Origin of the sequence: Pseudoalteromonas sp. SR43-7, assembly GCF_014163785.1 — a bacterium.
GTDB classification, from domain to species: domain Bacteria; phylum Pseudomonadota; class Gammaproteobacteria; order Enterobacterales; family Alteromonadaceae; genus Pseudoalteromonas; species Pseudoalteromonas distincta.
This window is the reverse complement of sequence record NZ_JACJDY010000025.1, coordinates 46,241-68,513: the sequence shown is the minus strand read 5'-3', so window position 1 is coordinate 68,513 and position 22,273 is coordinate 46,241. Positions and strand designations below refer to the sequence as shown.

Annotated in this window: 13 protein-coding genes; 10 read left to right on the top strand and 3 right to left on the bottom strand. The window is 40.7% G+C overall.

Features of this window, described 5'->3' with window-relative positions:
• Positions 1-418: 418 nt before the first annotated feature.
• The gene (locus tag H5087_RS16980; RefSeq protein ID WP_039490309.1) at positions 419-865 is read left to right on the top strand and encodes a DoxX family protein; all 447 of its coding nucleotides are present in this window, start codon (positions 419-421) and stop codon (positions 863-865) included.
• Positions 866-917: 52 nt separating this feature from the next.
• On the opposite strand, the gene H5087_RS16975 is transcribed toward H5087_RS16980, so the two are convergent.
• Positions 918-4,004: a beta-galactosidase gene (locus H5087_RS16975; RefSeq protein ID WP_182672793.1), complete on the bottom strand. Its 3,087-nt coding sequence runs from the start codon at positions 4,002-4,004 to the stop codon at positions 918-920.
• A gap of 112 nt (positions 4,005-4,116) precedes the next feature.
• On the opposite strand from H5087_RS16975, the gene H5087_RS16970 reads away from it, so the two are divergent.
• The 5 genes from H5087_RS16970 to H5087_RS16950 all read left to right on the top strand — a co-directional run bounded on the left by H5087_RS16970 (position 4,117) and on the right by H5087_RS16950 (position 11,128).
• Entirely contained in the window at positions 4,117-4,935 is an 819-nt protein-coding gene (locus H5087_RS16970) for an AraC family transcriptional regulator (protein ID WP_182672792.1), read from the top strand.
• An 81-nt stretch (positions 4,936-5,016) separates the two neighbouring features.
• A complete protein-coding gene (locus H5087_RS16965) occupies positions 5,017-5,325 on the top strand; it encodes a hypothetical protein (protein WP_182672791.1) in 309 nt (102 codons plus the stop codon).
• 150 nt (positions 5,326-5,475) lie between these two features.
• On the top strand, positions 5,476-6,738 hold the full coding sequence (locus H5087_RS16960) for a TolC family protein (protein ID WP_182672790.1): 1,263 nt from the start codon (positions 5,476-5,478) through the stop codon (positions 6,736-6,738).
• A complete protein-coding gene (locus H5087_RS16955) occupies positions 6,735-7,982 on the top strand; it encodes an efflux RND transporter periplasmic adaptor subunit (protein WP_182672789.1) in 1,248 nt (415 codons plus the stop codon). The genes H5087_RS16960 and H5087_RS16955 overlap by 4 nt, the downstream gene beginning before the upstream one ends.
• Positions 7,983-7,990: 8 nt before the next feature.
• Complete coding sequence (locus tag H5087_RS16950; RefSeq protein ID WP_182672788.1) at positions 7,991-11,128, top strand: efflux RND transporter permease subunit; 3,138 nt, start codon at positions 7,991-7,993, stop codon at positions 11,126-11,128.
• Positions 11,129-11,205: 77 nt separating this feature from the next.
• Here the strand turns inward: H5087_RS16950 and H5087_RS16945 are convergent, their stop codons facing one another.
• Positions 11,206-12,441, bottom strand: coding sequence for a TMEM143 family protein (locus H5087_RS16945; RefSeq protein WP_182672787.1), 1,236 nt, complete (start codon positions 12,439-12,441; stop codon positions 11,206-11,208).
• 194 nt (positions 12,442-12,635) lie between these two features.
• On the opposite strand from H5087_RS16945, the gene H5087_RS16940 reads away from it, so the two are divergent.
• The 4 genes from H5087_RS16940 to H5087_RS16925 all read left to right on the top strand — a co-directional run bounded on the left by H5087_RS16940 (position 12,636) and on the right by H5087_RS16925 (position 18,521).
• A complete protein-coding gene (locus H5087_RS16940; RefSeq protein ID WP_002961545.1) occupies positions 12,636-13,220 on the top strand; it encodes a YqaA family protein in 585 nt (194 codons plus the stop codon).
• Between the two features lie 98 nt (positions 13,221-13,318).
• Complete coding sequence (locus tag H5087_RS16935; RefSeq protein WP_182672786.1) at positions 13,319-14,224, top strand: GGDEF domain-containing protein; 906 nt, start codon at positions 13,319-13,321, stop codon at positions 14,222-14,224.
• A gap of 163 nt (positions 14,225-14,387) precedes the next feature.
• A complete protein-coding gene (locus H5087_RS16930; protein ID WP_182672785.1) occupies positions 14,388-15,749 on the top strand; it encodes a hypothetical protein in 1,362 nt (453 codons plus the stop codon).
• 126 nt (positions 15,750-15,875) lie between these two features.
• The gene (locus H5087_RS16925) at positions 15,876-18,521 is read left to right on the top strand and encodes a DUF2339 domain-containing protein (RefSeq protein ID WP_182672784.1); all 2,646 of its coding nucleotides are present in this window, start codon (positions 15,876-15,878) and stop codon (positions 18,519-18,521) included.
• A 117-nt stretch (positions 18,522-18,638) separates the two neighbouring features.
• Here H5087_RS16925 and H5087_RS16920 read toward each other — a convergent pair whose 3' ends face one another.
• A complete protein-coding gene (locus H5087_RS16920; protein ID WP_182672783.1) occupies positions 18,639-22,079 on the bottom strand; it encodes a PAS-domain containing protein in 3,441 nt (1,146 codons plus the stop codon).
• Positions 22,080-22,273 lie beyond the last annotated feature (194 nt).

The following is a 22,273-nucleotide window of genomic DNA, read 5'->3' as shown; positions in this document are numbered from 1 at the left end:
GCAGTATGTTTGGTTTTTAGGCAAGGCGGAGCCTATGTAGTGTGGTTATTCCCCATGAATAGGCGATAACGCAGCATAAATACCAAACATGCGCTGCCCTTTGGGTTCTTTCTAGGGACGATTAATTCTTTGTTGCTCGGTTTTTACTTAGCCCACTAGGTTACAAACCTCGCGCCGCGATTTAATCGCCCCTAGATTGAACAAATTTCAATCCACAAAGATCAACACGCCCTAAGTAATACGTTAATAAAAAACCGTCAACCTTTGGGTTGGCGGTTTTTTTATGGATTATTATAAATACTGCGTTGCTAATTAACCAATAAATTTCGTATTAATGTTTTTTAATGATGATAGTAAACTGTGTTCAACGGTTAGGAAAAACCTAACGATTAAATAAATTAAAACAGGACTAAAACTCATGAAATTACTAAACACATTACTTAGCTCAAAAGCAGGCGTAGCAGCATTAATATTACGAGTACCAGTTGGCCTTATTTTAGCGGCGCATGGTGCACAAAAGCTATTTGCTTGGTTTGGCGGTTACGGGCTTGAAGGTACAGGCCAATGGATGGCGAGTATTGGTTTAGAGCCTGGCTATTGGTTAGCAATGATGGCAGGTAGCGCTGAGTTTTTTGGTGGCATTGCATTAGCAATTGGTTTGTTAACTCGCCCAGCTGCTGTAGTTGCCGGCTTTACTATGCTGATTGCTATTTTTAGCGTACATATTAGTAATGGCTTATTTATGGCAAACAATGGCTATGAATACGCATTAACGTTACTTGTAGTAACTGTAGTTTTAGCAATTCAAGGAGCGGGAAGCTTTTCTCTTGATAACGTATTAGCTAAAAAGCTCGCTAATAAATAGAGTGTGTTAATTAAAAAAATAGCGGCTAATTTGGCCGCTATTTTTGTTTAAATTATTTAGCTGAAAGAGTTAAAGAATAGCTGTACTGCTTTTGCTCAAGTAAATATTCTTTATGGGTACTTGGGCTCCATGAATCATCACCACCTACACCCATATGTTGATGATCAATGTGTACATGTACGCAATAATCAGCAATGAGTTCGTTAGTGTGTTTTGCTTGCGTTAGCGTACTTTGCGAATACTCACTGGCGGCAAATAAAAACGCGCCAATCACGGTTAAGTTATTAATTCTAAGTAATTGGCAATCACTACGCACGCCGTTATCGGTTGGGAATATATACGGTGTATGTAGCTCATTTAAGCTCAAACTGTAATAACCTAAACGTGCTGCGGCTTTGCGATCTGGGTAGTTTTCAAAAGGCCCTAAACCTAGCCAGTTTACTTTTGTATCGCTTTGCTTGTTAAGCGTTGTACTTAGCCCTATACGCGGCATTGGCGGCAGAGTGTCGTTTAAGTGCACATCAACATTTAAGCTAATATTGCCGGTATTATTTAGTGTATATAGCCATTGTGTTTTTGCTTGTAGCACGCCATTAAACTCATAATTAAATACACATGTAATACGTATATCAACACTTGATTGCACTGCGTGAATTGAGCTGCATGTGCGCTGCCATTGCCCTATACCTGCACGTAACCAACGTGCCTCCCATGCATTAGGGTCTAGGTTATCTACTTCGCTTACGCCTATGTCGTTATCAAGCGGGGCGCGATAAAAGTTATCAACCAGTGGGCTACTAATAACCTGAGTATCGTTTTGTAACCACTGCTCTATAAGCCCTGATTGCTTACTAAAAACAAGTTTAAACTTATCGTTTTCAATACTTAGTTGAGAGTCGGTTTCGTTAACACTTATAGCGCTTTGCTCTGTAGTTGATGTAAATGATTCACTGTTTAAATTATTACTATTTATAAGCTTAAACTGCTCGGTGTTTAATACATGCTCGGCACTTGCAAAGCTACAATCGTTAATTAGTGCTACATCTAAATTAAGCTGGTATTGCGCACCTTGCTCAAACGTTGTTTTAGTTTTAATTGTTAACGTGTGTGTACTTTGCGGAGCAATATTAAGTACATGCTCGCCTTGTTCAACACACACGCCATTTTGCATTAATTGCCAAACCAGTTTTTCGTTATCAGTGTGTCTAAATACATAATCACTAAATACATCAATGATGTATTGATTTTTAGTTTGCTCACGCAGCGTAAATTGTAAATGCTGCTGGCTGTATTTAGCTTCAAACAGGCTAGGGTGCGGCGTGCGGTCTGGGAACAATAAGCCGTTTATACAAAATTGGCGGTCGTTTAGTTCATCACCAAAATCGCCGCCGTAGGCCCAGTAATGCTCACCGTTTTCATCAGTTTTAGATAAACCTTGGTCTACCCAATCCCAAATAAAGCCACCTTGTAGGCGTGGGTATTCTCTAAATGCTTGCCAGTAATCGTCAAAGCTACCTAGGCTGTTACCCATTGCATGGGCGTACTCGCATAAAATAAGAGGGCGCGTTTCACCGGGTAGGCTTAACCATTTTTTAATTGAATATTTTGGTACGGCGTCATCAGCTATATGCGTATCTACACGAGCGTACATTGGGCAAATAATATCGGTTGCTGTTGTGTTTGCGCCGCCACCTTCGTATTGCACTGGGCGCGACGGGTCAAAGCTTTTTGACCAGCCATACATTGCATCGTGATTTGCGCCGTGTCCGCATTCGTTACCCAATGACCAAATAATAATTGAGGCGTGGTTTTTATCGCGCTCAACCATTTGTGTATAACGCGACATAAATGCGCCAGCCCACTGCGGATCGCTGGCTAAACGCCCCATAGGGAACATGCCATGGGTTTCTATATTCGCTTCGTCCACTACGTATAAACCTAGCTCGTCACATAATTCGTAAAAACGCGGGTGGTTAGGATAATGAGCAGTACGCACAGCATTAAAATTATTTTGCTTCATCAGCTTAATATCTTCAATCATGTCGGCGGTGCTTACTGTATGGCCGTTTTCAGGATGGTGTTCGTGGCGATTAACACCGCGTATGAGTAGCGGCTTGCCGTTTAAACAAAGTTGCCCGTTAAGCATTTCTACTTTTCTAAAGCCAATATTGTAGGCTTCTGCGTCTATAGTATTGCCTTGTTCATCTAACAGGCTTACAACACAGCGGTATAAATAAGGGGTCTCGGCGGTCCATTTTTTAGGGTTTTGTATATCAATGGTTTGAAATACTACATCGCTCCAGCCGCCTTTTTCGTCAACACGTTTATTGTTAGTGCTTTGTATTTGTGGCTCACACAGTGCCTGTTCACCATCAAAAACCTGTACTGCTACTTGGTAGTTATTTGGTGCATTAATCGCTGTTTTTACATGCAAAGTCGCATCGCGGTAGCAGGCGTCTAAATCTGGGGTTATAAATACATCACGTATTTGGTTTTGTGGTTTTGTAAGTAAGTTAACATCGCGAAATATACCGCTTAGCCACCACATGTCCTGATCTTCTAAATAACTGCCATCGCTCCAGCGAATAACCATAACCGCAATACGGTTAGTACCTGCCACTAACAGCTCGCTTAAATCAAACTCGCTCGGTAAGCGGCTATCTTGCGAATAACCCACCCACTGACCGTTACACCAAAGGTGAAACGCCGAGTTTACGCCTTCAAAAATAATATGGTTTCGTTGCGCTAATTGATCTGCCGTAATAGTAAACTCAGTGCGGTAGCAACCTGTTGGGTTATCGCTTGGTACAAATGGCGGGTTAACTGCAAATGGGTATTTAACATTACAGTAAATAGGTTTATCAAAGCCGTGTAACTGCCAGTTAGAAGGCACTGGAATACTTTGCCAATCTTTGCTTAGTGTTTCACTTAGCAGTGATTCATCAACCGTTTCGGGTTTATCAAATAATTTAAAATCCCATTGGCCGTTTAAACTTTGTTTTTGTGATTGTGTGTTAGTACGGGCATGGTCAACGCTTTTAAATCCATTGAGTGGGCTGTGCGCCTTTACTTGATTAACTTGTACTGAAATTGGGTTTTCCCAATCACGGCGGTTAATTATGTGTTGTAGTGAGTTCATTAGTGTCCTATTGCATGTATGGCAATTATAGTGGCTTAAATATAGCTAAAATAATGCGTTGAGGTTATGCTTAAAGCTCTCTTTTATTTGTCCAAAGCTATCATTTTAAATTATGCGCAACACTATTGTAGATGTACTCGATATTGGCCCAGAGTGTACAGAGCGGTTTATTGATTTAACCACGCTTTCGCAAATGCCAAACCTTGAAATAGAGCTGGCAGGTTGCTCTAATTTATTGGGTGACTATTGTGTTGCACGTACTAACCCGCTTGAACACACTCTTTTTTATACTTTGGCTGGTCAGGGCACACTTAAAACAGTTAATAATCAATACTCATTAACTGAAAATAGCTTAGCTATATTGCCTGCAAGGCAAAGTTTTGAGGTTAAAATAGCAAGCGAAAAGTGGGATTTGATTTGGCTAAACCTTGCAAACACTAAACGTTGGCAACATTTAAATTTAGCACAGGCTAAGGTATTAACTAATCAGCAATTAGCGCCATTACATTTAGCTATGGAGCTTTTATATAGCGAAAGTAATACTACTTTGCGCGAAGGTGTTATGCCTATTTTAAGCCACTATTTAAACACTACGCTTCAAAGCGAGCCACAAATAGGCGGGCAAACCAGATTAACCAGCTTGTTTTTAGAGGTAGAAGAGCGCCTGCAGTTTGATTGGACAATAGACGCTATGTGCGAACACGTGCATTACTCAGCACCGCATTTACATAGGTTATGCCAAGCGCAATATGGCAAAAGCCCAATGCAGCAGCTTATTTATTTACGCATTAAACGAGCTAAAAGCTTACTACTAAATACCCGCTGGCCTGTTGCTCATATCGCCGCTTACGTGGGGTATCCTAATATATTTAATTTTTCTAAACGGTTTAAAAAATCAGTGGGTGTATCACCAAGTGAATTTAGAAAATAACGTAAGCGGCTCTCTACATTTGAATAAATTTAAGGTATTGTGCGATTTCTTAAATTATATTTTAGAGTTTTTAGGTAGGTAATGCGCTCAAACTACTTTTTAGTCGTGATACTTTTAGTGCTTGTGCACAGCTTTATTAGCTGTGATGCGGCGGCGTATCATCTGCAAGAAGAAGTTGATCACGTTACGCATGTTCATTCTCAAACAAATGCAAACGACGACGATGCGCAATCACCTACAGAAATTCATGCCCATCAGCATTGCCACTGTGGCTACTACAGTACGATAAACCATTCAATAAGCCCTGAACAAAGCCAAGCCACAAACAATGCTTGTTACAATGGTTTAAATTACCCACCAGATGTTCCGCCACCTAATTTTTATAGCTAGTTTCTAATTTTAAATACTTTGTAAATAACTGCCTGCGCATAAGCGTTGTTAGGCTAGTTGTGTGCATATTTAGGTTGCTTAATTGCGCTTGTTTTTAAAATAGGCGTAGTGATTAAGTCAACTCTGTTTGTTAAAAAACGGACATGCTATATGAACAAAAAACCACTTATGCTGGTGGCGCTACTGTGCGCATTACCAGCAATGAGCGTTTTGGCAAAAAATGAGCCTCAAAACGTATTAACGCTAGAGCAAGCGCTTAAAAATACCGAGCAGCAAAATGCTGAGCTTAAACGCTACCCGTATCATCAAAAAATATTAACGGCGCTTAAAACCCAAGCTGCGCTTTCACCTAATCCTGAGCTGAGTTTTGAAGCTGAAAACTTTTTAGGAACCCATGGCTCCCATGCGTTTTCGGGGGCGCAGTACACGCTGGCTTTAAGCCAATTAATAGAGCTGGGTAATAAACGCCAAAACCGCATTAACTACGCCACGGCAAATATAAAAGCGCAAACAATTGAGTATAAAAATACTCGGTTAGCACTTTTAGCAACTACCGCTGAGCGCTATTACCAAATACTTAAATTTCAGGCGTTAATTGCTTTAAATAGTGAGCGTAAAAACACCGTTAAGCAGGCACTTAACGCAATTGAAAAACGCGCTAAAGCGGGTGCAGCCTCAAGTGCTGATGTAACCCGCATGCGTTATGCATTAAGCCAAGTAGATTTAAATACGCTGATGCTAAATAGCGAATTTGAGCGTGCGCGCTTAGCTCTAACCGAGCTTTGGCAAGAGCCACAAGTGAGTGATTATTATGCTGGCGATTTATCACAAATAGCTGCTATTAAAAGTGAAGCAGCGCTACTTGATGCGGTAAATACAGCGCCTGAATTTGCACTGCTACAGCAGCAATATATGCAGCAAACGGCTAATTTGTCGCTGCAGCACTCAAGCGGGCAAAGCGATTTAACCCTGGGTGGTGGCGTGCGATATAACCAGCAAACTGATGCCAGCTCGTTGGTGTTTTCTTTTTCAATGCCGCTGGAATTAAGCAATTCTAATAGCGGAAATATTGAGGCTGCAAAGCATCAACTAACGCTACTTAATGAGCAGCAAGGACAATTACGTATTCAGCTTCGCCAGCAAATACGTACCTTGTATGCGTATTACCAAGGTAAAACTGCGCAGGCACAGCTATTAACACATCAAGTTATTCCACAAGCCAAAACGCTGATAGAACAAAGTTTAAAAAGCTATCAACAAGGGCAAATATCGGTGTTGCAATTACTAGACGCACAGCAAGCTTTATTTGATTCTAAACGCGCACTTATCAACATCCATAGCGAGCTATATCAAGTACTGCTTACCCTTGAGCGTTTAACTGGCCAACCTTTAATTGAGACTCATCAATCATGAATAACACTCTTATCGCATTATTTATAACGCAATTATTTGCACTCCCATTATTAAGTAGCACGGCTATGGCATCTGATAGCCATCACGAAAAAGGTCACGAAGAAGGCCACAAAGACGAACACACACAAAAAGGCCCGCACGGCGGATTTTTACTAACCAATAACGCCCTTGATTTAGAGCTTAAGTTAACCCAGTTTGCAGGTAATACCGAGCTGCGAATATATGGGTTTAATAACGATAAAGCTGTGGATATAAACCAATTAGACGTAACCATAAATGTGCAGCGTTTAAGTGAAGAGCCACAGCTTATTCGTTTTAAAGCTGAAAATGACTATTTAGTAAGTACCGTGAGCGTAAACGAGCCGCACTCGTTTAAGCTTGATGTAATGGCAAGTTATAAAGGCGCTGAAATAAATTATCATTATGAGCAAGAAGAAGGGCGTACAACGCTAAGCTCCCAAGCAATTGAACGCGCAGGAATTAAAACAGAGATTGCAAAAGCGGGTAGCGTTGAACTAACCGATACTTTATTTGGTGTTATAGCACCCACCGCACACGGCACCGTGGAAGTAATGGCGCCTTATACCGGTTTAGTTAACGACATTTTTGTAAGCATTGGTCAAAACGTTAAAAAGGGCGATAAGCTTGCAAGTATCACTAACCGTGAAACACTGCAAAATTACACCATAAAAAGCCCAATGACAGGCGTTATTACCGAGCAATATTTAAAGCGCGGTGAGCTTGCTAGTAGCGCGTTGATGCAAATAGTAAACCTTGAAACCGTATGGGTCGAGCTCTCGGCTTTTCCTGAAAATATTGAAAAGCTCGCCATAGGACAAAGCGCAAAAGTGTACGATTTACATCATCATTTAAATGCGCAAGGTGAGGTGTTTTACATAGCCCCTATGATGAGCGGCGGACATATTGCGCGTGCGCGAATCGAGCTTACAAACCCTGATGATCATTGGCGTCCTGGTATGCATGTTAATAGCGACATTAGTACTGCAAAAGTAGATGCTGCAGTGCGAGTAAAGGCTACAGCTGTGCAGGAATTTAACGGCAAACCGAGTGTGTTTATTAAAAGCGGCAATGTGTTTGAAGTACGCCCTGTAAAACTAGGTGCTAAAAACAGCGAGTGGGTAGAGGTACTTGAGGGGCTTTCGCCAAACAGTGAGTATGTAACGCAAAACAGTTATGTAATTAAAGCCGATATATTAAAAAGCGGCGCAAGCCACTCACACTAGGAGGCAGCATGATTAACTGGATAGTTTCGTTTGCGGTTAAACGCCGCATGATGGTGCTTGCACTCACGCTTTTATTTGCAGGCTTTGGTGTATACAACACACAAAATTTAGCGGTAGATGCTGTACCCGATATTACTAACGTACAAGTGCAAATTAACACCAAAGCACCCGGGTTTACCCCGCTTGAAGCCGAGCAGCGCATTACCTATTTAATTGAAACCGCTATGGCGGGCATACCAAAGCTTGATTACACCCGTTCGATTTCGCGTTATGGGCTTTCGCAAGTAACCGTTATTTTTAACGAAGGCACTGATATTTACTGGGCTCGCCAGCAAATTAGTGAGCGAATTCAAAGTATTCGATCAGATTTACCTGCCAATATTGAGCCAAACTTAGGGCCTATTGCTAGCGGGCTAGGGGAGATTTTTACTTACTCTGTGCATGCAAATAACGGTGCGTTAAAAGACGATGGCACCCCATTTAATGCAGAAGACTTACGTACTTTGCAAGATTGGGTAATTCGCCCGCAGCTTTTAAAAGTAAAAGGTGTTACCGAAATAAACAGCCAAGGTGGCTTTGAGCGTCAGTACCAAGTAGCGCCCATGCCTGAAAAGCTATTAGCTTATAAGCTTACGCTCAGCGATGTAATTACTGCACTTAAATTAAACAACAGTAACCAAGGCGCAGGGTTTATAGAGCGTTTTGACGGGCAATATTTAGTGCGCTCGCCAGGGCAATTAAAAACCATAGATGATATAGCTAATACCGTGGTTGCAAAACGTGATGATGCGCCTGTACGCATTAAAGATGTCGCAAATGTGCGTTTAGGTAAAGAGCTAAGAACAGGGGCTGCCACTTATAACGGCAAAGAGACTGTGCTTGGCACTGCCATGATGCTAATTGGTGAAAACAGCCGCGTAGTGGCAAAAGCGATGGCCGATAAACTTAACGACGTACAACTAAGCTTACCTGAAGGGGTTGTAGTTGAGGCAGTTTATGACCGTACAACCCTTGTAGATAAAACCATAGAAACCGTAAAAACTAACCTGTTCGAAGGTGCGGTATTAGTGATTGTTATTTTGCTGCTGTTATTAGGTAATGTAACTGGTGCGCTTATTACGGCAATGGTTATCCCGCTTAGCATGTTATTTGCCATTACCGGTATGGTTGGCAATCGTGTTTCGGGGAATTTAATGAGCTTAGGCGCAATCGATTTTGGTTTAATTGTTGATGGCGCTGTAATAGTAGTCGAAAATTGTTTAAGGCAACTTGGCCTTGCGCAGCACAAACATGGCAGGCTACTTACATTAAATGAGCGTTTAAGTGTTGTAACCGCCGCCACTAAAGAAGTGTTCAGCCCTGCAGTGTTTGGCATTTTAATTATTATGCTGGTGTATTTACCGCTGTTTGCACTTAGTGGGGTTGAGGGCAAAATGTTTCAGCCAATGGCATTTACTGTTGTTGCTGCATTAGTTGGCGCACTTATTTTTGCCGTTACCTTTGTACCTGCCGCTATTGCGGTATTTGTACGCGGTAAAGTGAGTGAGAGCGAAAATGCGGTTATGCGCGGTATTAAAAAAGGCTACAAACCGCTGCTTGGTTTATCGCTTAAGTTGCCGTGGGTAATGTTAAGCATTGCTGCTGTGCTTGTAATTGCACTTGGCTTTAAAGTTAAAAATATGGGCGCTGAATTTTTACCGCAGCTTGATGAAGGCGATATAGCCATGCACGCACTGCGCATTACCGGCACCGGTATTGAACAATCGGTAAAAATGCAAAAAGAGCTAGAGCAAGCAATTTTAGACATACCTGAAGTTGAAAAAGTATTTTCAAAAATTGGCACTCCAGATGTCGCAAACGATCCTATGCCACCTAACGTTGCCGACACATTCTTAATGTTAAAGCCGCGCGAACAATGGCCTAATCCAGCTTTAAGTAAAGAAGAACTGGTTAAGCAAATTCGCCATTTAGTAAATGAAGTACCAGGTAATAATTATGAGTTTACGCAACCTATAGAAATGCGTTTTAACGAGTTAATAGCAGGCGTGCGAGCCGACGTTGCGGTGCGTATTTATGGCGATGATTTATCAACATTAAAACAGTATGGCGAAAAAGCCACAGCCTTGGTGCAAAACATTACTGGCGCAACTGATGTACGCCTTGAGCAAATGGAAGGTTTGCCTACACTTTCGGTTACTCCGCTTCGTGATCATATGGCGCTGTTAGGCTTAACCGTAACCGATATACAGCAAAGTGTGAGCGCAGCGGTAGGTGGTGTGCAAACCGGACTTATTTATGAAGGCGATAAACGCTTTTCGTTATTAGTGCGTTTAGATGAACTTTGGTCAAGCGATGTATCACAGCTTGCGCATTTGCCAGTGGCCGTGCCAAAAAGTGCCAACCCAGACCTTGCATTTGTACCGCTTGGCGAAGTAGCAAATATTAGTATTGATAAAGGACCTAATCAAATAAACCGTGAAAGCGGTAAGCGTAATGTAGTCGTAACTACAAATGTAGAAGGGCGCGATTTAGCAAGCTTTGTAAGTGATGCACAAGCCGCTTTAAATTCAGATCTTAATTTACCAAGTGGTTATTGGATTGAATACGGCGGCACGTTTGAGCAGTTAGAATCGGCAAGTAAGCGGTTATCGCTGGTGGTGCCAGTTACTTTATTGCTTATATTTGGCCTGCTTTACAGTGCGTTTAATTCACTTCGTGATTCGTTAATTATATTTAGCGGCGTACCACTTGCACTGACCGGTGGTGTACTTGCGTTACTATTACGCGATATGCCGTTATCAATATCGGCAGGCGTGGGGTTTATAGCGCTAAGTGGTGTCGCGGTATTAAATGGTGTGGTGATGCTGTCGTTTATTAAACAGTTAAGAGCCGATGGGCTTAGCTTAATAGATGCAATACAAACAGGTGCACTTTCGCGCCTGCGCCCAGTACTTATGACCGCTTTAGTGGCAAGTTTAGGGTTTATTCCTATGGCGCTAAATACAGGCACCGGCGCTGAGCTACAACGGCCGCTGGCGACGGTTGTAGTAGGGGGGATTATTTCATCAACCCTACTTACGTTATTAATATTGCCCGCACTTTATAAGCTAGTACATGCAAAATTTAATAGGCATCAAGCCGCTTAGTAGTTGCACCTAGTTAAGTAAAGTAAAAAGCAGCTGAAGTTTCAGCTGCTTTTTTGTTGTTAAGTAAACTTTGCAGGTTAATTATATTGAAACAGGTTATCCCAGCGCTCATCCAAAATAGATTTTGCGTGCTCCAAATTTATTGCGCTATACACATCATTAGTGCTCGTCACTAAGCGCATACGTACCAACTTTTCAAGGGCATCGCTAATTTCAAAATCAAGATCGCACTGGTATTTGTTTTTAAACCAATACTCTATTTGTTCATCAAGCGTTTGGGCGGTTAAGCCACTTTCTGATTTTAGTAAAAACGTATAGGCAAGCAGGGCTTCTTTTATGTCTTCTTCTTCGGCGGCGTCTATAAGGGTGTGAAAAACACCGGCGTTGTTATCAAGGTTTTTAAAGTAGAGGTTATCGCTAAGTGCTTTCATAAATTTAATTTTACGGTTTTTAAACTTACTCCATTCTTTAAAAATAAAGCTGCCAAAAACCCCCATGCCAATAGCAAAGGTAATAAAGTGTTGTTGCGTCATTTCGACAGCTTCACTTCTAAAGCCACCCCAAAAAGCAAACAGAGCAAGCAATAATAAAATTGATGCACCAAGCTTAGTTATAAGTACCACCGCACCGCCAATTAAAGCCGATGAGCCAATAATTGCTTTATCAATAGGGCGCATGCGTACTTCGCTATTAGGAAATAGCATTTCGAGATCGGCTTTTGGCACATTTTGAAACAGCTTAACTATGGTCGAACTTGGCTCAAACCCTAAAGGCATTTTATTTTTAGCTTCAAAATAAGCGCTGTCTTTAAAGCGAATAAACACGGCTACTCGGTCGTAATTAGTAAAGTGCAGCGGCTTTTTACGAAGGCCCCAAAAGCTGGTTATGGTTTCAGTGAGTTGCGACTCGCCACGACGATAAAAAACCACTTCTTCAAAGTCATCAAATTCAACTTCAAGGCGCACTTTAAATAGTGACTCTTCGTTTAATGCATCTTGTAAGTCTTCATTGGTGATCACTTCAAAGTTAGCTGCATTAAGTACCTTAGCAAAATCTTTAGCAAAATCTCGTTGGCACTGCGCTTTTTGATCCGCCGATACTGGCGCTAACGATCGCGTGTCACTATTGGGATCAAACGGTGCGTAGTTGTTTTTAAGCGATTCAAGTGTTGAGTGGTAATCGTAATGAATAAGGCTTGCTAGTAAATCACAAAATTGTTTAAACGATGTTTTTTGTGTACTGCTTTTAAGCTCTTCGCTACACATATCAACAATATCTTGCTTTCTAAAGGGAATAAAACGTGCACTTTGCATAAGTTTTTAACTGCTTTGGTAGGTATTTAACTGCATTGACACATAATAAAATATTCTTATGGATATTACTAATTTGTTAACACCCTAGGACCTGATAAATTTAGTACACAGTTTTCAGCGTGTATTAACCTAAATATGTAATTATTGGTTTATTGAATACTCTTGTTCTTACTGATAAGTGAAAAGGATTTACTATGGCCATTCAAAAAAAGCTAAAAGAAAAAACACGTAATTTTATTGACTCTAAGCATATGCTTAGCGGTATTACAGTGGCGTCGTTTTTAGAGTCAACCATAGTTCCTATTCCACTTGAAGCAGTGCTTGTGCCTCTTATGCAGGCTCGTCGAGAAAAGCTATGGCTGATAGCATTAATGGCGACCTTAGGCTGCATAGTGGGTGCATTGTTTGGTTATGCATTGGGTTACTATTTATTTGATGCGGTAGGCGATTGGATTATTAATACACTTTCGAGCCCTGAGCAATTTGAGAACGTTAAACAAAAAATGCAAGATCAAGGTTTTTGGTTTGTAATAACACTGGGCATTGTGCCCATTCCATTTCAAATAGCGATGCTCGCGGCGGGCGCGACTAAGTACTCTATTTGGCTATTTTTATTGGCCTCAGGTATTGCGCGTTCTATTCGTTACTTTGGCCTGGCTATTATTGTTTATTATGCCGGTAATGAAGCTGAGCGAATCATTAGTAAACATAAAACTAAAGCGATGATTGGCATTACTATTTTAGTGTTGGGATTGTGGGGACTTAGTACCGTAGTTTAAGTTTAAATTTGGGAGTTATTACGGGTTTCATCTTCGTGGTGGTTTTTATTATTGTGCTATAGTTTTCAAATGAAGTACTGAAAAACCTAGCAATTAATATGATTGAAACAGTAAAACTTACCGTTAAACTTTCTAACTTTTATAAAATGCCTTTGATCAATAAAGTTTTAAGTTTAGCTTTATTGATCTATATTGCTATTTTTTCAGCCTACTCCCTAACTAACTTTCCTCCCTTACAAGTTCAAAACAATGTGTACGGTTTTACTACCGATTTTATTAATTTAATTGTCATTATATTTCTGTTTTGGATGGTTCAATGCTCTGAGCTATCTAAAAAAGCATATATTTTTTCTAGTTTTGGTTTATTACTATGGAGCATTGGCACCACGGCAGATGTGCTTGATGAGTTAGTTGTGCAACCTTATTGGATAAGTATTTATTTTGAGGACTTATGCAGAACCAGCGGCATGCTTTTAACTTCCTATGGTTTATTTAAAACTATGCGCTTTGTACAAAGTATTAATAACCGATTAGCGCGTGAGCTCATTATTGACGATTTAACCAAGGTACATAATAGACGTTATTTTTATCAGCACGCTAAAGATGCTCAGCACTCACCTTACGTTATTTTAATTATCGATATAGACCACTTTAAAGCAATTAATGATGAGTTTGGTCATGATGTTGGTGATGTAATGCTTAAAGAACTAGCAACTAAATACGACAATGCTTTTACGCACCAAAACAAATTTTCTCGCCTCGGTGGTGAAGAATTTGGTGGCTACTTTCCTACAAATAATATGACGCAAGCGTGTGATTTTTCGAAGCAATTAATTGATCTTGCGCACACCATAAATGTTCAAAACTCTCGTCACTTAACAGTAAGTATAGGTGTTGCAATGCAAACGCCTAATGAGCCTTTAGATAAAGTAATGAAGCGCGCTGATCAAGCTTTATATTTAGCTAAAAAAAGTGGCCGAGATCGTTTTGAAATTGCCCCGTAAGCGTTTTAATTATATAAAAACACGTCCTTATTGTTTGCACATTTACTACACTTTTTAACGTTTTCGTAAGGAAGTGTCAGTGAGGGTAATGCTTTGTAAATCATGAAATTAAAATAGAATGTTTGGGTCATAATGGGGATATTAATAATAAGGAATAACCTTAATGACCAACTCCCTTTTAAAAGCTGCATTACCCTTAAGTCTAATTACTATTTTGTCGGGCTGTGGCTCTGACGATAGCTCAAGCTCTACAGGTTACATCCAATTGTATAACGGCTCTTACAATAGCCCATACACACGTTTGTTTGTTGAAGAAACAGAGCGCTCAGGCGCTGATTTTGCTGATGTAACTACTCGCCATAACTACAGCACAGACACTTATGATGTAAGTTTTGAGTACCTAGATGCTAACGACAGCTATATAACAATTAGCGATCAAGAAATTTCTATTAAGGGTGACAAAACACAGTTAGTAGTAATGAGTGGTAACTTTGATGAGCCTACATTTACAGAGCTTAGCGTACCTATCTCAAGCGATACGGGTGAGTTTAACTTAGGGTTTTACAATATTGCAGGTGAGGATACTAGCTACGATATTTACTTAGCAACTGATGATGGCGTATTTGAAAGCGCGACACTTTTTTCATCGGCTCAATATTTAAGTGAGTTAGATCTGCAAAGCGTTGATGAAGGTTATTACACTATTTACATAACAGAAGCGGGCAGCAGTGATGTTGTGTACGAGTCTTCATCTGTTTATTTATACGATGAAGCAAGTTATGTAGCAATGATCCGCCCAAGTTATGCAACAGAAGAAGGTGGTATTACGCTTGATGTAGTAACCGATAATAACTACGTTACTGAGCTTAAACACCAATCTGCTCTGGGGCAATTACGTTTTATAAATACCGTTGATGACTACTCGCCAGTAAGCTTTTCTGCTACACGCGGTACAACTGTAAACACAACAAATACAGTCGCTAGTGACTCTTATACCGATTATGTTGAACTTTCGCCTAATAGTTACAGCGTAGCGATGTACGACGAAGAAGGTACAAAACTAGCTGATAACTTTTTAATGACACTAGAGCGCGAGCAAAGTGCGGTGGGTATTTTTTATAACGACGCAGATAACGGTTTACGTATGATGAGCGTTGAAGAAAATCTAACACCAAGCAGTTATAGCCATACGGTATCGGTTGTAAACCTAATTGAAAGCTACGCAGGGCAGTCGGTTTCAGATGTAGATGTGTACTTTACACTTAACGGCGAAACGGTAGACGACACCAGTAACGTAGTCGATGGCCTAGATAAGTATGACCAAGAAGAGCAGGTTGTAGATAACGAAATTTACACGGTTTATGTTGTTTACGAAGACAACGGCCAGCAAATTGTGCTTATTCAACAAAGCGATATGGACTTTACACAAGAGGGTAACTACATATTGATTTTAGAGCATGATGAAACAACAAGCTCAGGTTATAAGATGACCCTAGAGCGCACTATTACCGATAGTGTTGAATAAACCTAAACATATAAAGTAGCATAAAGCCTAAGCACTTTAAGTGCTTAGGCTTTTTTATTGAACAAAATTTACCTACTCATTAATAATTAGGTACACTCAGGGCATAATAATTAATAAGAGTGTGCCATGGATGATTTAGTTGGGTTAGCCGTCATAGTAATACTGGTTGTAGTTGCCGGTGCTATTTGCGGCTTAATAGCGCTAGTGCAGTTAAATGGATTAAAACAAGAAGTTGCTGTTTTAAGGGCCAAAATAACACATCTACAAACACATAAATCGATATCGCAAAGTGAACCTCAAAGTGAAGCATCTACGGCTCAGGCAGCGCTTTCAAGATCAGAGCCAATTGCTCATAAAGCACAGCCAAGCTTAACGTCCCAAAACGCGTCGCCACCTGTAATAAATCAGCTATCAGCGCCTCCTAAAAAAGCCAAACCAGCTGAAGCATCAGCCATAGAATTACTATTTAATAAATTGCGCGCAGGGTTTGAAGAGAACTGGATGACCTGGATAGGCGCAATAGCGCTTGCGTTTGGGGGCATCTTTTTAGCTAAATACAGCCTAGAAGCGGGATTATTATCGCCTGTAATGAGGTTGAGTTTAGGCGGCTTATTTGGGCTTGGCCTAATTGCAGCCGCAGCTTATTTACACCATAAACGCATTGTATTTGAAGGCTTTAATAATTACATACCCGCAGCGCTTGCAAGCGGCGGGTTTATTACCTGTTTTGCTTTAACGCTTTTAGCTTACAGCCGTTACGACATGCTGAGCCCTACCGTGGCATTTTTTGCGTTAGCTATTATAGCAATTAGTGCAAGCGCGATGGCGCTTAGGTTAGGCCCGCTATTGGCCGTGCTTGGTATTATTGGCGCTTACAGCGTACCAATATGGGTTAGCACTGGCAGTGGTAACTTATTTGCGCTGTTAATGTATATTGGCTTTGTAAGTTTGTCGGCTGCGTTAGTTGCACATAAAGTACAGCGAGCTTGGTTGTGGTATTTACTATGGGCTGGGCACATTGGCTGGTATTTAGTTGGTTTTACGCTACTTAAAGCTAATACCGTTTGGTTAATGGGGGCATTTGCTTTACTTAGTATTGTAGGGTTAATTGCTATACCGCGCTTAGGTCTAAAACTGAATGTTATTGAACATCGCCCGCACAGTTTAAAACGTTTACTTAAAGTGCTTCCAGATCATGCATTACTACTCGCTTTTATAGCGCCCTTAATATTTACTATGTTGATCAGTCACTTTGATATGCAGTGGCAAGCAATCGGCGTGTTAAGTATTGTATTGGTGTTGTTTTTAGTCCTTAAAAATAGCAGTTGGGATATTTGGCAGGGCGTAGCGTTAGTTATTTCAACGCTATTAGTATTAGGCGCTCAGCGCACGCATCTTTCGCCAAACCTATTTGATGACGCCCTTTTTATATTCAAAAATGAATACGGTTTGGGTTTATTACTCGGATTGTTACTTACCGCTTTTGGGCTCTATTACGGTAAAAAACAGATTAAGCGTTTAGCGTTTCATATTACGGGGGCATTTAGTGCATTTGTAATGATAGCGACTTTATATACGCTTATTCCTAATTCTGCGTTAAGTACTGCATATCCACTTTGGGCCGTTGCATTGTTTGTAGTGGCGGCTATTTTAATAAAGCTCGCGCAGCATAATACAACGCTATTTCAGCGTTTTACTTATTGGGTAGGGGCTAATGCCAATATTACGTTAGCAATTACCATGCTACTAAGTGACAGCGGCCTAACCATTGCACTTGCTGTACAAGTATTACTTATAAGCGTACTTATTAAGCGCTATAACGTGCCTATGCCGCATTGGCCTATAAAAGCCTTAGTTGCTGCGTTATTACTGCGCTTAACGCTTGCGCCTTGGACACCAAGTTACGATGCACTTACGGTATTTGGTTTGCATTGGAGTATTGTGGTTTATCCGTTATGTATTGCGTTATTTTTTGCCGCAGCTAAGTGCTTTGACTCATCAAAACTTAAAATATGGCTCGAAGGTGCAGCTCTTCATTGTTTAGCGCTTTTTATTACTACCGAAACAAGTTATCAGTTAGTAGGGCATTATCCGCAATTTGATTCACTTAACTTTTACGAGCAAATACTCCTTACCTGTAACTGGCTGGCATTAGGGTGTGTGTATTTACACAGAGCAAAACTTGCCGGTACTTTAGCTAAGTTATATAAAGTGGCGGGCTTTGTACTTACAGGGTTAGCAGGGCTTTTTGCTATTAAAACACTACTTGACGATAACCCATTATTTGAATCACTTTACATAGGTGAGCTGCCAATATTTAACTGGTTATTACTATTGTGGTTAGTACCTGCAGGATTAACGCTTTGGCTGGCCAAGCTTGTAAAACCAATAAATGCTAAAGCTACGCCATTTATATTGGCCGTTGCAGGTGGCTTTATATTATTGGCAATAAACAGCTTTATTCGTCAGTACTGGCAAGGTCCTTACATTTACTTATCAAAAGGGGCGAGCAATGCAGAGCTTTATAGTTACTCTGTTATTTGGTTAGTATTGGGGGCGGGTACTGTTATTTTTGGGCATTTAAAAAATCAATTATTAATACAAAAAGTAGGCCTAGGCATACTAGCTGCAGTTATTGTTAAAGTGTTTTTAATTGATATGGCTAACTTGGAGGGCTTACTTAAAGCGCTTTCGTTTATTGGATTAGGGCTTTCGTTGGTGGGGTTAAGTTGGTTGTTTCAAAAGCTTAGAAGCCGAGTAAATCAAGTTTAACTTTATGAATATTTTATAAAGCAAAGCCCAGTGAAGATACTGGGCTTTTTGTTTTACGCTATTACTTGATAGCTTTTTACTAGAATACTTTTAACTAGATCACTTTTTACTAGCTTATTATGTACTGTGATTAAGCAGTGCCTTTAGTTTGCCCGGTTTAATTGGCTTACTTAAATAATGAATATTAGCGGCTTTGGTTTCTTGCTTAAGCTCGGTGTCGCGCACTGCGGTAATTAAAATAGCAGGGACTTGGCTTTGCCAAATTTCGCGCAGGGTTTTAATTAGCGTTATGCCATCGCAGTCATTGCCTAATTGGTAGTCCATTAAAATAACATCGGGTGCACCGTTTTGCTTAGCGTGCGCCAGTACATTATCTACGTTATCAAAAAGGGTGTAATTAGCTTGCCACTTTTTAAGTAAGCTTGCCATTGCTGCTAAATTTTCAGGGTCGTCGTCTACGGCAACAATATTAATTGCTGCGCGGTTTTCTATTAGGCTGCTAGCGGTTGGTTTTTGTTGCACAAACTGCTCTTCGCCATAAGGCACCTCAATACTAAAACGGCTACCTTTATTAGGCTCTGAATGCACATCGAGAGGCAAACTTAATAAGTCAGCCATACGTTTTACAACACCTAGGCCTAAGCCTACGCCTTTGTTATCGCCCGACTCAACACGGTAAAAGTCGTTAAATATTTTAGCTTGCTCTACTTCGCTAATACCAGGGCCTGTATCCCATACTTCTATTCGTAAATTATGCTTTCGGTTCCTGCAGGCAATTAATACACGGCCATTATCGGTGTATTTAACTGCATTAGAGACCAAGTTTTGAATAATTCGGCGCAAATAGGTTATATCGCTGTGCACAATTTGCTGTTTTGAACGCACACTAAGCTTAAGGCCTTTATCACTTGATAAAATAGCGTATTCACTTTGCAGTGGGGCTAAAATATCTTCAATATAAAAGTGGCGAGGGGTAGGGGTCATAGCGCCTTGCTCAAGCTTAGCTATTTCAAGCAATGCCGACATTAAATGTACGGTTGAATCGAGACTGTCGCCTAATTTTTCAAAGCTGTTTTGGTTAGTGCTGTCGAGCTGTTTTTCGTCAATGGCGGCAAGGTATAAACGTGCTGCATTTAATGGCTGTAAAATATCGTGGCTCGCCAGTGCTAAAAAGCGCGTTTTACTATCGTTGGCTTGCTCTGCTTCTCGTTTAGCTAAAGTAAGTGCTTGCTCGGTTTGTACACGGCTATCTATTTGAGCTTGTAAGTCTTTATTAATAGTTTGCACTTCTTGAGTACGTGCTTCTATGCGGTTTTCAAGATCCATGTTTACTTCTTCAAGCGCATTTTGCGTACTTATGTGGTTTGTAATATCTGAAAAGCTGGTAACAAATCCGCCATCGGGCAGCGGATTACCAATCATTTCGTATACTTGGCCATTACGACGGTGGCGAATAAAATGATGCGAGCTGCCATATTTTAAATGCTGTACACGTTTTTCTACTTGGCGTTCTATTTCACCGGGGCCACATTCACCACGGTTAGCGTTGTATCTAATAATGTCTTCTATGGGTTGGCCTACTTCTAAAAAGCCTTCAGGGTAGCCAAACATTTCATTGTAGCGTTTGTTCCATGCAACGAGTTTTAAATCTTTATCAACAACTGAAATACCGTGGCTTAAATTTTCGAGTGAGGTAAATAACAGGTTTTGATTAAATTGCAGCGCTTGTGTGGTTTCGTCAAAAAAGTTTACTACTTCTTCAAACGCCATACGTTTACCCGACGATACCGTATGTATTAATGCTTGCGCTGACGATGCACCAAGCACGCCTGTTAACGCGCGTTCGCAGTAGGCTATAAATTCAGGCTCTGGGTGTGCGTTGTTATCGCTTAAATGATGGGCGAGTGCGTAATGGGCCAATACTTGTTGGCTGCGCTGAATACCTAGAAATGTTTGCAGTAGTATTTTAAAGTCGTAAACGGTGGCTTTTACGTCTTTATTTAAGCGCCTTGATAAAATAGCCTGATCTTTAGGGTTAACAAAAGCAGCGGCCTGAATTTTATCAATTAAGCGCTCTTCAGCCCCAAGTGAAAAACTAATATAACAACCAATATTGGCAAACAAAGCTATCAAGGTTCCACGCGTTATAAGCGTTTGTTGCAGCTCGCTATCAAGGGTTGTACCGGCATCGAGTATTGGCAGCATTAAAAATAGTATCCAGCAAATAAAGCCTGCTACTAAACCCGCATACACCCCATAAGCATGACCTTTTCGCCAGTATAAACCACCCACAATAGAGGGCAGCAATTGGGTAACAAGTGAAAATGCGACCAAGCCCATACTGGCCAGTGCGCTACTATGGCCAAACCATTGCTGATAGAAATAGGCCAAAATTAATATGCCTGCAATAGCAAAGCGCCTTACAAGTAATATACGAGACTTATAACTGCTGGTAATTAAGTTACGTTTAAACTTTCTACGCAGCATTAACGGCAGTACCACATCGTTTGAGATCATCGTGCTTAATGTAAGCGTTGCTACCACTATCATTGCGGTGGCGGCCGATAGTCCACCTATAAATACAAAGGTGGTTAAAAAAGCGTTGTCGTTAATTAGCGGTAGGGCAAGTACAAAGCTGTCGGGTGAATAGCCGCTGCCAATTTCAGGATGAATGGCCGCCGTCGCGATAGGTAAAATCATTGCGGCTGTTAGTAGTAAATACAGCGGAAAAGCCCAGCGAGCGGTAAGTAAGTGGCGTTTGTTTTGGTTGTCGACCACGGTTACATGAAACTGGCGAGGCAAACATATAATAGCCGCTGCAGCCATTAAAGACTGGCCAATAAAGTTAAAGCTAAAAAAGTTAAAATCGCTCCAGTGACCCCAAATAGACTCAGTTACTTTGTTCGTGGTGGCTTCAGGTAAATTAAAAAGTGTAAATACTGCAAGCCCCGCAACGGCAATAAGAGCAATAAGTTTGATCATAGATTCAAATGCAACAGCGAGCATTAACCCAGAGCGATATTCAGTTACATCAACTTTGCGAGTACCAAAAAATATAGCAAATAAAGCCATAATTAGTGTGGCAGAAAGCGCGAGCATATCGCCGGATATTTTATTACTGTTTTGCAAAAGTAAAAAGCTTGTACTAAGCGCTTTTAATTGCAGTGCAATGTAGGGAATGGTTGCCAGTAATGCGATTACAGTAACCATTATTGCTGTAGTTTGACGTTTGCCGTAACGAGCTGAAATAAAGTCAGCAATAGTCGTTATATTTTGTTTTTTACTTACCAGTACCAGCTTACGTAAAAACCCTTGGCCGAATAAAAACAGCAACGCAGGGCCTAATAATATTGGCAAGTAACTCCAACTGCTGGTGGCGGCTGTTCCAACCGAACCGTAATAAGTCCAAGAGGTACAGTAAATCCCGAGTGAGAGTGAATACACAAATGGGTGATGGCTAATACGCTTTGCTAAAGGGGTTGTTTTATCGCCCCAATTGGCAAGCCAAAACAGCACACCTATATAACTTAAAGCAACAATAATGAGTACGGCAGTCATGTTGTTATTAAACCTTATTATTTTAAATAGTCCCTCATCCCTATGAGGGATTAACACAATACCAGAACTGAGGTTAAGTGTGAGGCTTGAATTTAAAATAAAACTTTTATTTTATTTATATCTTATTGAATATTAAGAGTAAAAATAAAACACCCTTGAGCATTAGACTAATGTCGCATTAATGACCAACTTAT